Source organism: Clostridioides sp. ES-S-0054-01 (assembly GCA_021561035.1).
Lineage (GTDB): Bacteria > Bacillota > Clostridia > Peptostreptococcales > Peptostreptococcaceae > Clostridioides.
This window is the reverse complement of record CP067346.1, coordinates 364,036-377,691: the sequence shown is the minus strand read 5'-3', so window position 1 is coordinate 377,691 and position 13,656 is coordinate 364,036. Positions and strand designations below refer to the sequence as shown.

The 13,656-nt window shown below is 28.0% G+C and carries 12 protein-coding genes and 1 pseudogene; 1 reads left to right on the top strand and 12 read right to left on the bottom strand.

The genetic code is table 11. The features are described from left to right. Nucleotides 1–753 precede the first annotated feature (753 nt). Nucleotides 754–1,842 carry a hypothetical protein gene (locus JJC02_02165; protein UDN55022.1) on the bottom strand — a complete coding sequence of 363 codons (1,089 nt, stop codon included), beginning with the start codon at nt 1,840–1,842 and terminating at the stop codon, nt 754–756. A gap of 124 nt (nt 1,843–1,966) precedes the next feature. Here JJC02_02165 and JJC02_02160 point away from each other — a divergent pair, with 124 nt between their 5' ends. After that, nucleotides 1,967–2,695 (top strand): HAD-IB family hydrolase, encoded by a 729-nt coding sequence (locus JJC02_02160; GenBank protein ID UDN55021.1) that lies wholly within the window; start codon nt 1,967–1,969, stop codon nt 2,693–2,695. A 199-nt stretch (nt 2,696–2,894) separates the two neighbouring features. Here the strand turns inward: JJC02_02160 and JJC02_02155 are convergent, their stop codons facing one another. The 11 genes and pseudogenes from JJC02_02155 to JJC02_02105 all read right to left on the bottom strand — a co-directional run bounded on the left by JJC02_02155 (nt 2,895) and on the right by JJC02_02105 (nt 13,644). Beyond that, entirely contained in the window at nt 2,895–3,392 is a 498-nt protein-coding gene (locus JJC02_02155; protein UDN55020.1) for a hypothetical protein, read from the bottom strand. 10 nt (nt 3,393–3,402) lie between these two features. Further along, nucleotides 3,403–3,846, bottom strand: coding sequence for a hypothetical protein (locus JJC02_02150; GenBank protein UDN55019.1), 444 nt, complete (start codon nt 3,844–3,846; stop codon nt 3,403–3,405). Then, the gene (locus tag JJC02_02145) at nt 3,836–4,675 is read right to left on the bottom strand and encodes a hypothetical protein (protein UDN55018.1); all 840 of its coding nucleotides are present in this window, start codon (nt 4,673–4,675) and stop codon (nt 3,836–3,838) included. Before JJC02_02145 ends, JJC02_02150 begins: the two co-directional genes overlap by 11 nt. 220 nt (nt 4,676–4,895) lie before the next feature. Further along, nucleotides 4,896–5,743, bottom strand: a pseudogene (locus tag JJC02_02140) (hypothetical protein). A gap of 173 nt (nt 5,744–5,916) precedes the next feature. After that, nucleotides 5,917–6,660, bottom strand: a complete 744-nt coding sequence (locus JJC02_02135; GenBank protein ID UDN55017.1) for a cytoplasmic protein — start codon at nt 6,658–6,660, stop codon at nt 5,917–5,919. A 19-nt stretch (nt 6,661–6,679) separates the two neighbouring features. Then, on the bottom strand, nt 6,680–7,942 hold the full coding sequence (locus tag JJC02_02130) for a M20 family metallopeptidase (GenBank protein ID UDN55016.1): 1,263 nt from the start codon (nt 7,940–7,942) through the stop codon (nt 6,680–6,682). 181 nt (nt 7,943–8,123) lie between these two features. Continuing rightward, nucleotides 8,124–9,122 carry a ribose ABC transporter permease gene (locus JJC02_02125; protein ID UDN55015.1) on the bottom strand — a complete coding sequence of 333 codons (999 nt, stop codon included), beginning with the start codon at nt 9,120–9,122 and terminating at the stop codon, nt 8,124–8,126. After that, the gene (locus JJC02_02120) at nt 9,106–10,617 is read right to left on the bottom strand and encodes a sugar ABC transporter ATP-binding protein (GenBank protein UDN55014.1); all 1,512 of its coding nucleotides are present in this window, start codon (nt 10,615–10,617) and stop codon (nt 9,106–9,108) included. The genes JJC02_02125 and JJC02_02120 overlap by 17 nt, the downstream gene beginning before the upstream one ends. A gap of 53 nt (nt 10,618–10,670) precedes the next feature. Then, nucleotides 10,671–11,633 (bottom strand): substrate-binding domain-containing protein, encoded by a 963-nt coding sequence (locus tag JJC02_02115; protein ID UDN55013.1) that lies wholly within the window; start codon nt 11,631–11,633, stop codon nt 10,671–10,673. A gap of 47 nt (nt 11,634–11,680) precedes the next feature. Further along, nucleotides 11,681–12,574, bottom strand: a complete 894-nt coding sequence (rbsK, locus tag JJC02_02110) for a ribokinase (GenBank protein UDN55012.1) — start codon at nt 12,572–12,574, stop codon at nt 11,681–11,683. Between the two features lie 41 nt (nt 12,575–12,615). Then, nucleotides 12,616–13,644 (bottom strand): LacI family DNA-binding transcriptional regulator, encoded by a 1,029-nt coding sequence (locus JJC02_02105; GenBank protein ID UDN55011.1) that lies wholly within the window; start codon nt 13,642–13,644, stop codon nt 12,616–12,618. Nucleotides 13,645–13,656 lie beyond the last annotated feature (12 nt).

Sequence of the window (13,656 nt, the reverse complement as noted above, 5' to 3'; positions counted from 1 at the left end):
AATTTTAATAATTGACCATAATAATAAATGTATTCCTCATAATATTCCCCCAATATTATTATAGGTATAGAAAGTTGACTGAATATAATTTTATTCGGTCAACAAATATTAACATAATCTAATAAAATAAATATAGAAAAAATCAGATAAAATTAAATTTTATCTGATTTTTTCATTTAAAAGTATATTAGTAAAATGTCACTACAGACTATAACTATTATTTAATTTTGTATTTATGAAAATACTGACAATATAAAAAATCTTTTTGCTTTCTATTAAGTTAATTAACTCTATACTATAATCACTCTAATAAGTGACTATTTAATAGAAAGTACTGCTTTGAACAAGCTATATATATTTTGACTTTCTGGAACTAGTATGACAGAATATATAATTAATAAAGTAAAACAAAAATTTGAAAATAAACATGTTTGTGTCGAATGCACCTCAAATTGTATTAGACTTTGTAAAAAGATATATTTATAATCCACACAGCTGTTGAGGACAGCTATATAAATTATGATTTATCAAATTTACTAATCAAAAAATTAGATTCTAAAGGTTCCAAAGTATTTTATAACAAATCACATGAGGAAAATTATAAATTTTTTTATTTTTCTAATAAACTGTATAAAATTTTAATAATTGACAACAATAATAAATGTATTCCTCATAATATTCCCCCAATATTATAGAAATAAATTTAAGCGAGATTAAATTCAGTTAATCTCGCTTAAATAATGTCTAAAATTATTATTCTAAAAAGTCATCAAAATCTAATGAGCCTGATTCTGCAAAATCATATAATGCATTTTGCTCAAAGAAAAAATTCTCTTCAAACTTAATATAGTTACTATAGTTAGATTGACTTATTTCATTGATATAATTGCAATCATTTTCATTATAAGTACCAATAAAAAACTTATTTCCCATTAAGTAATATATAGCTTTCATATCATTATTTATTATATATACATTTTCCTTAACATGGTCATTATTAAAATTAAATCTAGTAAAAAATATGCCCTCATTCATATCACTTTTCAATAAAAATGGGTTTTCTCTATAAAACACTTTTGCAAATTCTTCAGGAGACTTTACACTATATACACTCACAAATTCATTCTTAGAAATCTCATCAAATACCTCAAAATCATACATAGGTTCTTTATCTGATACTAATAAAGAATTAATTCTAAAACCAGTTTCATGGCACTTACTTATACAAAAAGCAATTTTACACATATAATATCCATCATTATCTTCATATAAAGCTTCACTTATATATCGACCTTGACCTTTACTACTCACTACATTTTTAAGTAATGTACCATTTATATTTGTAATATGCATATTTGCAATCTCATCACTTCCAGAAAAGTACTTTAGACTTTCTCTATCCCATGCTATAAATCTCATGGTCATATAGTTTATAAATTCAACTTCTTCATCAACTCTTTTACATATTTTATTATATAATATTTCTATAGTTAAATCTGTTTTATAGCTTTTTATAATATCAATATACTCATATTTATCTCCTGGCAATAATTTATCATAGTAAAGATTCTTATTCCCAAAATAATATACTAAGAATAAAGATTCATCCTTCGTTAACTCAACTCTATCTGAACCAAATCCTCCCATTAATCTTTCTTCTTCCATATATGCTTCTTCCTGTGTTGGATTTTTTAAACTCACATAATCTGCCAAACCTAATCCTTCTGCATCTAATAAAAAATATTGACAAAAGTGATTATTTTTATCATCTATCCAATTTATTATAAGACCTAAACTGCCCATAAGTCTAGAATTTGTAGCCTTTGCAAAATTAAAATTCATATAGTCACATCCTTTAAACTTTAAAATACTTGTTTTTTAATATATAAATTATTATACATATATTTTAACAACTTAGGTACAATTTATAATATAATATAAGGAAATGATTAATTGAGGTGGTCTTATGAAAAATATAGCAGCTTTTTTTGATATAGATGGTACTCTTTATAGAGACTCTCTTATGGTTGAGCATTTTAAGAAATTAATTAAATATGATATAATTGACCAAAAAAATTGGTATAAACACGCAAGAGACACTTTTATGGATTGGGATAAAAGACAAGGTAATTATGATGATTATCTATTAGAAATATGTAACCTTTATGTTGATTCATTAAAAGGATTAGATAAAACTTGCATCAATTTTACAAGTGACCAAGTAATTAAATTAAAAGCAGATAGAGTTTATAAATACACACGTTCAAGAATTGATTGGCATCTAAATCAAGGGCATATAGTTATATTTATATCTGGTAGCCCAGGGTTTCTAGTTGAAAAAATGGCAAAGAAATATAATGTAACTGATTTTCTAGGAAGTGATTATATATTTGAAAATAATATATTTACAGGAAAAGTTATTCCAATGTGGGATTCTATAAGTAAGAATAATGCTATAAATGATTTTGTTGTAAAGTATAATTTAGACTTATCAAACTCATATGCTTATGGAGATACTAATGGTGACATAAATATGTTAAAAAGAGTTGGAAATCCAATTGCAATAAATCCAACAAAGGAACTTTTATCTCAAATATCACTTGATAAGGAAATTTCTAAAAATGTTGAGATAATAGTAGAAAGAAAGGATATTATTTATTCTTTATCTACAGATGTAAATATAGTGGATATTTGATTTATATTATCTATTTTAAAAACTTATATTATATCTAATACACAAAAAGCTTTGATTTTTAGTCAAAGCTTTTTGTATATTGCACTAAGGATATATTGAATTTAGCTTTATATCCAAATACATATTTAGATACGGTGTTTACATTTATTCAAATTACAATCTTAGTGAACTACCATCTACTTTATTAAAAAATATAAAATTAACTGTTATTTTTAAATAGAATTTTTCTTAACTTATTATTGTAATAACCTACAAAAGAACTATAAACATAATCATATACTATAAAGGCTACCTCAAATAAGCCTATAATAAAAATATTTATTGGAATATAAACTATTGTTCTTAATAAAAAATACAATATAAGTATCATTATATTTGCAAACACCAATTTCATAAAATACTCAATATATATCGACCTATCTTTTTCTATAAGATATTTTACAATACCATATATTCCAAAGGTAAGTGAATATACAAGCCATTGAGACTTACTTGCCATTACTATAAATCCTAAAGCTATAGAACCTATATAAAAAGCTACTCCACTTTTGAATCCCCATTCCATTATTACAATTGATACTAAAAGTGATGCTAACCCCATAATAAACAATGTATTTACAGGAATAATATTTGTAAGAGTCAGCAGTATCACATTTAATGCTAATAAAACTCCTCCATAAGCAACTTTTATACTCATATTTATCATCCTAACAACAAGTTATTAAATCTCCACCAAAACATTCGCAACATGAATCTAAACACCAAAGCTTAGCACAATTTTCACAACAATCGTCACCTAGACAACAGCAACAATCATCACAGCAACAGCAACAACATCCATCTAAATCATTACGTCTTCTTCTATTATAATTATCAGCTCTGTTGTTATATTCATTTCTATATTGTGTATAACTTCTAAGTGCATCACTATATTCACTATTTTCAGGCTCCATAAACTTTGCTCTTTTTAAGAAGTCTTCGCCTTCTTCATAATATCCTATGTTCATTGCAGAAAAACCAGTTAAATAATACCATTCTGCACATTTGTCAGTCAAAGTTTTCAAAAAATCATATGCTTTTCTAAATTCACTGTTTTCTATAAAAGCTCTTGCTCTCATAAAATTTTCATTATTATAAGTATTACTGTACACTTTTTCCACCTCTACTTTCTAATATATTCATATATCTTAAATAAACACCAGAATAAATTATATTTTCTATTATTCCAACATTTTTATTTAGATTTAGATTATCAATTCCTTTAGCTAAAAATCCTAATGATGTTACTATTATTTTTTTTACTTTTTCTTTTAACTCATCATTTTTATCTATATACTCTATAAATGGATTGTATCTTCCTTTTTTAAAATCTTCATCTAAATCTTCATAGGCATCTAGTAGATATATATACTTACCTATATTAAAGCCTATCATTCTTAAGTTTCTCTCGTTTTCATCTTTTTTATAAGCAAATACTTCACCCATTATATTTCCAAATATACTAGATACTTCATCTATATTTATATTTTTATCTTTTTCTAACTTATTTAATTCATTTAACTGTTGTTTTATATACTCTGCCTTTTCAGGATACTTTTCATATGCTAATTTTAATTTGTTTTTATATATATAATATGCTAATTTATCTTTTATGCGTTTATCATCCATTAAATTATCTTCCAATTTATAATACGTTAAAAGAATATTCATACTTGCTGCATATTCTGTAATATCATTTGTAATTACCTTTTTCTTTTTAAATGGATTAACTATACATACTTCCTCTGTGCTTATAGACTCTGGGTTATATACTGCTGTTAATAAAACAATTAAAAATGTTATATCATAATTCAGAGAAAATCTAGAAATTTCTCCATGATTTCTTTTTAAGTATTTACATAGTCCACAATAATAAGCTTTGTAATAGTCATATTCTCTAAATGTTAAATCCATTTTGTTTATTTTAACATATCCAAACATAAATACTCCTTTTTTGTACTATTTTTTATTTAGATTATATATAGTATAACACTTTTTATCAAGATTATATAAGATACAGTATTCTAAAAAACTTAAAAAATTCCTTCTAATCATTGTATCTTAAATTTAAAATAATTAGAAGGTTAAGTTAAAAATAATATTAAATTATATACTTATATTAACTCATACAAGTTAATTATGCTTTATATCAATTTAAAATTTAAATAATTGGTATATATTCAAAACTACCTACAGTATCCTTCAATTCCTTTTTTGCTTTATTTATAACCAATTCATCAAGCATCACATCATTTATTGAACACGCTATAGATTTAGATGCTAACAACATAGCTTTAAATCCCATATCAGAACCTGCACTAGCACAAGACTGCCATGTATGAGCAGAAATACCAATAGGCCAAACTGAGCAAGAACATTGTGCTGTAGGAATTATGTAACTAATATCTCCAATATCTAGTGATAATGATATACAGTTATTATGAGTAAATGTATCATCTGTAACCTCATCATGTAAATTCATCTTAGTAATATCCTTATTTCCACTTAATACACTAGAAACACTAATTCTTTTATCTATATACACTGTTTCAGCTAATTTTTCTGCAAAATAGTAGTCATCTTCGCTATAATTTTGTACTCCTACCAATCTCATGTTTTGTGATAGGATATTTGTTAATATTGTATTTGGAATATAATCATACACCCCACTTATAATATTATATTCCATACTAGTACCAGTCATTAATGCTGCCCCTTTTGCTATATCAACAATTCTGTCAAATACATCTCTTACATGCTCCATTTTAACTCCTCTTATGTAATACCACACTTCTGAAAAATCTGGAACTATATTTAGCATTTTTCCACACCATCTAATTCATCTATACTAAAATCATGTTTTTTTAAATATTCCTTTTGTAAGCTTGAAGCATAATATTCTTTATATTGAAGTTCTGGATTTTTCCATATTTTATCTGATATATCTCTTAATTCTCCCTGTATCTCATCTATATATTCCATTAAAAACTTTTTATTTAAATCATCCATATTAATTATATAAACCTCCCTGTTTCTAATAACTTATCTACTTATCAACCAAAATGACTAATTTTAACTGATTTAAAAATATTTTCTACTGTACATCAATTTTATACAATAAAACCTCTTGACTTGTAAGTTTCGTTTTATCAAGTAAGAGGTTTTCAAATTTTATAAAATTTTTAACATGTTAGCCAATCAAGCATATTGACCCATAATTTATTATAGTATTTCCAGTCAGTAAATTCTTTTGAACCCCAATGAGGTGCACAATCAGAACTAAATACAGCAGATTTTCCTTTTCCAAACTCACCAACAGCTACAAATGGGTCTCCTCCAATAGTTGCTAGCACAGGGCAATTATCTCTAGCAACTGTCTTATTATATCCTAAAAACTTTGGCCATTCTGTTGGTATATCTTTTAATACTGGATGTTGAGAGTCAACAACTACTGGAATTATTCCTGCTGGTTTTTCTACTCTATCATCTTTATCTATCATTGTTATTGGTAATACATCTTTAATAGCAGTTTCACCAAATCTAGCTTTTGCATCTATACCTGTAAATGACATGTATCCACCTACCATGATTAATGCCCTACCATTATTTACGTAATCTTTGATTAGTTCAAGTCTATCTGGATTACTATTGCAATCTATAAAAGTACTATTAGATAATAAGAACGTATTAGAACCTATATCAGATAATATTATACAGTCATACTCATTTAATTCTTCTAATTTATATGGGAAGCTATCTGCTGCTACATGTGCAGGCATATGAACTGTCTCATATCCTCCAGATTCTATTGCCTCTTTTAACCACTTTACAGCTTCTTCATAGTGAGTTGTAACAAATGTATCAAACCCTTTTATATGAGTTATATTTTTTACCCAAGATTCCCCTACTATTAATACTTTTTTCATTTATATATTCCTCCTACTTTTATAAATTTAATATTAGACTTGCATACATAAGTATACTATCTAGATACTCCTTAATTTCAACATATTCATCTATTGAATGGCATTGTTCTATTGAGCCTGGACCTAATATAAGTGTTGGTATTTCAGCTAAATTTTTCATCAATCTCGCATCATTCCCAGCTGTCGAACCTCTTATTTCTAATTTTTTCTCTAGAGTTTCTTCTAGTATTTTATGAGCATTAACTACAAAATCAGAATTCTTGTCCATCTCAAAACCTAATCCTGATTGATATATATTTATATTTGGCTTATTATCTTTAAGCCACAAATCCCCATTAGCTCTTGTCATTATGACATTGGTCACGTCATTTACAACTTGTTCATAACTCATTATATTTGGTAAGAAGTGTACACATAAGTTAAATACACACTTATCTGGCACAGTAGAACCTGCTGTCCCACCATTTATCATACCTAAATTTATTGTAGGTGATGGTAATAGTGGATGCTTATATATCATAAGCCAGTTATGTTCTAATTCTTTTATATCTTGAAGGAGTAACATAGCCTTCTCTATCGCATTAACACCCTCCCACTTACTACCACAGTGAAGAGATACACCTTTAACCTCAACTTCAAAGAATACAAATCCCATATGTGCAATTATTAAATTCTGTTCTGATGGTTCACAAATTACACAGTAGTCTCCATCAATTCCATTCATAACTGCATTTATAGTACCATTTCCCCCACCTTCTTCATCTACTACTGACATTATCTTCACATTACCAGGTATATTTAAACCACTATCTTTTATAAGCTTTACAGCTAATATTGATGCTATAAGCCCAGATTTCATATCTGCAGTTCCAAGACCATAAAGCTTCCCATTATCTTCCGTCCCATAGTATGGATTATATCTCCACTTACTTATATCGCCAGGTGGCATAGTGTCTACATGACCATTAAATACAATTGTCTTTCCAGGTAAATTATCACTGTATTTGCAAATTAAATTATATCTATCTTTATAATTGTGACCTAGATTTCCTTCTTTATAGGTATCTTTTGCTTTTTTAATTAGCTCTTCACTCATTTCTTGTCTATCTACACTAAAACCTATGTCATTTGCAAGTTTCTCAATATATTCCTGTCCCTCTTTTTCAAATCCACCTAATATTCCATGACCAATATCTTCAGTCTTTATACTTACAAGTTCTTTTAAATAATCTATATATTCTTGTTTTCTACTATTTAATGTATCTAAGAGAATTTTTTTCATATTTCCTCCTAAGATTTATTTTTACATTTAAAATTTCAAGTCTAATCTCCTCTATTTAAACCATAGTAAACTTTTTCACTTAGTATATTCCCATTTAATATATAAAGATATATGCAAATTAAAGTATAAAAATATACAAAAACTTAATAATTTTTATAGTTCATCAACTAAAATTTAATTACTATTTAGCTTTAGCCGATTTTTTTAATCTTATATTATTTATCCATATAGCAAATAACATTACCAAACCTTTTATAATCATTTGATTATACGAAGATACACTTAATAAGTTTAATCCATTTCCTAATATTCCTATTATTCCAACACCTATACATGTACCTACTATAGAACCAGAGCCACCCATCATGTTAGTACCACCAAGCACAACTGCTGCTATAGCATCCAACTCTGCTCCATCTCCAACAGTAGGTGAACCTGATGCCAAACGTGATGATAGTATTATTCCAGCCAATGCTGTTAGTAATCCAGCTAGTGCATATACTTTTACTATCACTTTATTTACTTTTACTCCACATAATCTAGCAGCTTCTTCATTTCCACCTACTGCATGTACATGACGTCCAAAATTAGTTCTTTTTAATAGAAAATGACCTATTATTACAACTATAATCATAATTATAACTGGTATTGGTATTGGTCCAACATATCCTCTACCTAACATCTTAAATGCGTCCGTATTTACTGATATAGGTCTTCCTCCTGTAAATACAAAACTTATCCCACTTATTATCGTCAACATGGCTAAAGTTACAATGAATGGTGGTAGTTTTTGTGTTGAAATAATCGCACCTTTTATAATTCCTAATATTGCGCCTATTGCCAATGCAAGTATCATACCTACCCATATAGGTGCATTATAATTTACTACTGTTGTAGCCCAAAACGTACCTACTAGAGCAATTACTGCCCCTACACTTAAATCTATTCCTCCTGTAATTATTACAAATGTCATACCCACTGCAAGAATTGCATTTATCGATATCTGTCTTCCAACGTTAATTAAATTATCTAAAGTTAAAAAATTAGATGAAGCTACACTCATTATTATAAAAATTATTACAAGCCCTATAGCTGCACTCCCTTGATCTCTGAATGTACTTGTTAATTTTGTTAATAATGGAGAGGATTTGTCTTCTTTATGCTTAGTTATTGAACTCATTAATTTTACCTCCGAAAGCCAATTTTAATACATTATTTTCAACCATTTCTTCACCTTCTAAAAATCCACTTATATGACCTTCTCTCATAACCATTATCCTGTCACTCATTGATATTAATTCTGGTATCTCAGAAGATATCATTATGATACTTACACCACTCTCTACTAAATCTCCCATTAGATTGTATATCTCTGCTTTAGCATTTACATCTATACCTCTAGTTGGTTCGTCCATAATTAATATATCTGGTTGTAATAAAAGCCATCTTGCTATTATAGCTTTTTGTTGGTTTCCACCACTTAGACTCTGTATAACTTGATTCATATGTGGCGTTTTTATCTTTAATGCTTCTATGTATTTTTCTAGTACTTCTTTTTCCTTTTTTCTGTCTATAAATGATTTAAACTTAGATATCTTTTTTAATCCAGCCATAGTTGTATTTTCTTTGACACTCATTTGTAAAAATAATCCAGTACCTTTTCTATCCTCTGTTATTAATCCTAGCCCATTTTCAATCGCATCTGATGGAGTTTTAAATTTTACTTCTTTATTATTTAAATATATTTTCCCAGAATCATACGTTCCAAGTCCAAATATAGCCTCTACTATTTCACTTCTCTTACTTCCAACTAGTCCACCTATTCCCAATATCTCGCCTTTTCTTATATTAAAACTGACATCGTTAAAAACATTGTTCTTAGTTAGATTTTCCACTCTCATAATTTCTTCTTTTATTTCTACTTTTCTTTTCGGAAAAAATTGGTCTAGCTTTCTATCTATCATTAAATTAACTAATTCTTCCTCGGATGATACATCTTTGGTATTCAAAGTCGAAATCGTTTTCCCATCTCGCATTATAGTTATTCTGTTACAAATCTCAAAGAGTTCTTCCATCCTATGGGAGATATATATTATACTGACTCCACTATCTTTTAAATCATTTATAAGTCTAAAAAGTATTTCAGTCTCCTTTTTGCTTATTGAAGATGTAGGCTCATCCATTATTAAGACCTTAGTTTCTGATGATAAAACTCTTGCTATTTCTACCATTTGTTTTTGAGCTATACTAAGCTCTTTGACTAAACTATTTGGATTTATATCTATTCCCATATTATCGAAAATCTTTTTAGCCTCTTCATTCATTTTTTTGTCATTGGTTAAGACTTTGCCATTTATTTCTTTTCCCATAAAAATATTTTGTGCTACTGTCAACTCATCAAATACTGTTAATTCCTGATAGATTGCATTTATACCTATCTTTTTAGAAATATCTGGTGATATATTCTCTATTTCTTTACCTTCAAAAATGAATTTACCAGAAGTTTTTGAGTGAGCACCAGTTAAAATCTTTATCATTGTTGATTTACCAGCACCATTTTCACCCAATAGTGCATGAACTTCCCCATGAAATAACTCAAAATTAACATTATCTAATGCTCTGACACCAGGAAATTCTTTAGCAATATTACTTAACTTCAGAATTGTATTACTCATAATGACACTCCTTTTTAAATAGGATTTCTTTCAAATAATCTCATTTTATTTTACTAATTCTTAAAGTCTTTTATATTTCCTTTATCATAAAGTAAAGCTGGTACTGGTATATTTTTTTCTACCTTTTCCCCTTTTATAGCTTTTACTACTGCTTCTACAGCTAAACGTCCCATCTCTTTAGGCTGTTGTTGAATCATAGCAAGAATAGTCCCATCTGTTATTCCACTTGATGCTTCTTCAGTTAAGTCAAACCCTACAATCTTAACATCCTTATTCTTTGCAGATTCAAGTGCAGCTTTAGCTCCTAGTACACTATTTTCAGCTGTTGCATATATTATATCTACATCTGGGTTAGATTGAATTAAGTTTTCTACTGTATTAAGAGATTCTTCTCTGTCATATCCTGGTTGTGAATTTAATATCTTAACATTTGCTGAACCTTTTAATGCATCTTTAAATCCATCTATTCTCTGCATTTGTATTTGAGATTTTAAATCTGTTACTATCGCTATTTCTGATTTTCCACCTAATTTTTCATCTATGTACTTTTTAGTGTATTCCCCTAACTTTTTACCAGCATCATAACTAACTGTTCCTACATAACTTGTAATATTTTCAGTATTTAATACAGCATCTACTGTAACTACTGGCATTTTTTCAAACGCTCCTTCTACTGCTGGTACTATAGCTGAGTTATCTGTTCCAAGTACTATCATTCCATCTACGTTTTGTTGTATAAAATCTTCTATTGCTGATGTTTGCTTAGCTACATCTTGGTCTGGGTCATTTACTATAACTTTCACACCTAGCTCTTTGGCTTTTTCTTTTATTCCCTCATCAATATCTATAAAAAATTGATGTTGAAGAGTTATTGTAGATACTCCAATAGTTAAATCTTTCTTGTCTGAACCACCTTTATTGTCTGATTTACTTGGTCCTTCCATTGAACATCCTGTTAACATTCCTATTGCTAGCATTCCAGCAATTCCTAAAGATAAAACTTTTCTCAATCTCATAATTAACCTCCATTTTTAATAGTTTTAATTTTAAACAAATTAGATTTCTATTTATTAATATTTAAATATTTTTCAACATCTTCTCTATAAGGCATACCAGATTGTGCTCCTAATTTTGTTACAGAAAGACCTGATACTACTACTGCATATTCTACTGCTGTATATAGATTTTTACCTTCTGTTATAGCCACTGACAATGCTCCATTAAATGTATCTCCTGCCCCTGTGGTGTCTTGAACATCAACACTTATACAAGATACATGCTTAATTTCTTTACCATCATAAAATCTAGCTCCATTTTTTCCTTCTGTTATCACAAGTTTATTAGGATATTTTTTTAATATTTCCTCTATCTCTTCCTCTGTGTCAAAAACTATCTTATATTCATGTTCATTTGGCGTTAAGTAAGTTACTTTTTCTATTATATCTCTATCTAATTTTATTGCAGGTGCTGGATTTAATAAAACCTTTATCTCATTTTCAAAACAGAAATTTACTACATAATTTATTGTTTCTAATGGAATTTCTAATTGCAGTAATACTATATCTGCATTCTTTATCTCCTCTTCATTTTTTTTAATTAACTCTATATCTACTAATTCATTAGTACCTGATACAACAACAATACTATTATCATTTTCACATAGTGTTATGACAGCAACACCAGAGCTTTTATGTTTATCTTTAGATACTAGACTATAATCGACTTTATTATTTCTAAAATTTCTTATTAACTCCTCACCTAAGCTATCCTCACCTACACATGATATCATTTTTACATTTGCGCCTAACTTAGATGCTGAAATAGCTTGATTAGCACCTTTTCCACCAGGTGATGTAAAAAAACTATTACCTAGCACTGTTTCTCCTTTTTCTGGTCTTTTATCTACAGAACATACCATGTCCATGTTTACACTTCCTATGACAACTATGTTTCCCATTACATTACTCCTTTACATATCTATTTATGTCTTTTATACTGTTATTCATTTTCTTTTGTTGAATCTCTTATGACTAATTCTGGTTTGAAAATCAATTCATCAAACGATTCTTTTTTATCTCCTCTTAAACAATTTATCAATATTTCACTGGCTTTGTATCCTATATCATAAGAGGGTTGTCTTACTGTTGTAAGAGAAGGGCTTATTAAACTAGATGTTTGAATATCATCAAATCCCACAACACTTACATCATTTGGTATACTTAATCCTCTTTCTTTAAGACCTCTTATAACACCTATTGCAATTAAATCATTTGCACAAAATATTGCATCAAAGTTTATTTTTTCTAAATTTTTTATAAATTCTTGTCCCCATTCAATCTTATATTTTCCCTCAAATACATAATCAGGATTGTAGCTTAAATTACACTCGATTAGAGCCTTTTTATATCCTTCTAATCTATCTACTGCTATTTCATTTTGAAGTGGACCACTTAGGTATATTATTTTCTTATTTCCAATATCTAATAAATGTTTTGTAACTATATATGCACCTTCAAAGTTGTTTATTTTAACAATTCCTTTTAAGGTTTCTTTGTTCATGCTTATCTTCTTATCAATCAACACAGTTGGTATTTTTATATCTTTATAATTTGCTTCTTTCCAGTTTGTATTTGAAGAAGCTGCAAATATAATTCCATCTATCATCCTCTCTGATAGTGTTCTTATTCCTTCATATTCTTTTTTAGCATCTTCATCTGTATTACATAAAATTATGTTATAGCCTTCTTCATTGGCTTTATCTTCTACACCTCTTGATACATCTGTAAAGAATGGATTTCGTATATCTGGTATAAGAAGCCCTATAGTATTAGTTTTTTTAGTTACTAAACTTTGTGCTAATTTGTTTGGTACATAATTTTTCTCTTTCATTATTTTCAAAATTTTTTCTCTTGTTGCTTGACTTATATTTTCATCTTTATTATTAATGACTTTTGACACAGTTGTTTTAGAAACACCAGCCAATTCGCCAATTTCTTTTATAGTTATACTCAAGAAGTTCACCCCCATAGTTTAGGAAAC

Coding starts and splice junctions, on each gene's coding strand:
- JJC02_02115 (UDN55013.1), bottom strand. CDS start 11,633: ATGAGATTGAGAAAAGTTTTATCTTTAGGAATTGCTGGAATGCTAGCA.
- JJC02_02130 (UDN55016.1), bottom strand. CDS start 7,942: ATGAAAAAAATTCTCTTAGATACATTAAATAGTAGAAAACAAGAATAT.
- JJC02_02155 (UDN55020.1), bottom strand. CDS start 3,392: ATGAGTATAAAAGTTGCTTATGGAGGAGTTTTATTAGCATTAAATGTG.
- JJC02_02105 (UDN55011.1), bottom strand. CDS start 13,644: ATGGGGGTGAACTTCTTGAGTATAACTATAAAAGAAATTGGCGAATTG.
- JJC02_02125 (UDN55015.1), bottom strand. CDS start 9,122: ATGAGTTCAATAACTAAGCATAAAGAAGACAAATCCTCTCCATTATTA.
- JJC02_02145 (UDN55018.1), bottom strand. CDS start 4,675: ATGTTTGGATATGTTAAAATAAACAAAATGGATTTAACATTTAGAGAA.
- JJC02_02135 (UDN55017.1), bottom strand. CDS start 6,660: ATGAAAAAAGTATTAATAGTAGGGGAATCTTGGGTAAAAAATATAACT.
- JJC02_02120 (UDN55014.1), bottom strand. CDS start 10,617: ATGAGTAATACAATTCTGAAGTTAAGTAATATTGCTAAAGAATTTCCT.
- JJC02_02160 (UDN55021.1), top strand. CDS start 1,967: ATGAAAAATATAGCAGCTTTTTTTGATATAGATGGTACTCTTTATAGA.
- JJC02_02165 (UDN55022.1), bottom strand. CDS start 1,842: ATGAATTTTAATTTTGCAAAGGCTACAAATTCTAGACTTATGGGCAGT.
- rbsK (UDN55012.1), bottom strand. CDS start 12,574: ATGGGAAACATAGTTGTCATAGGAAGTGTAAACATGGACATGGTATGT.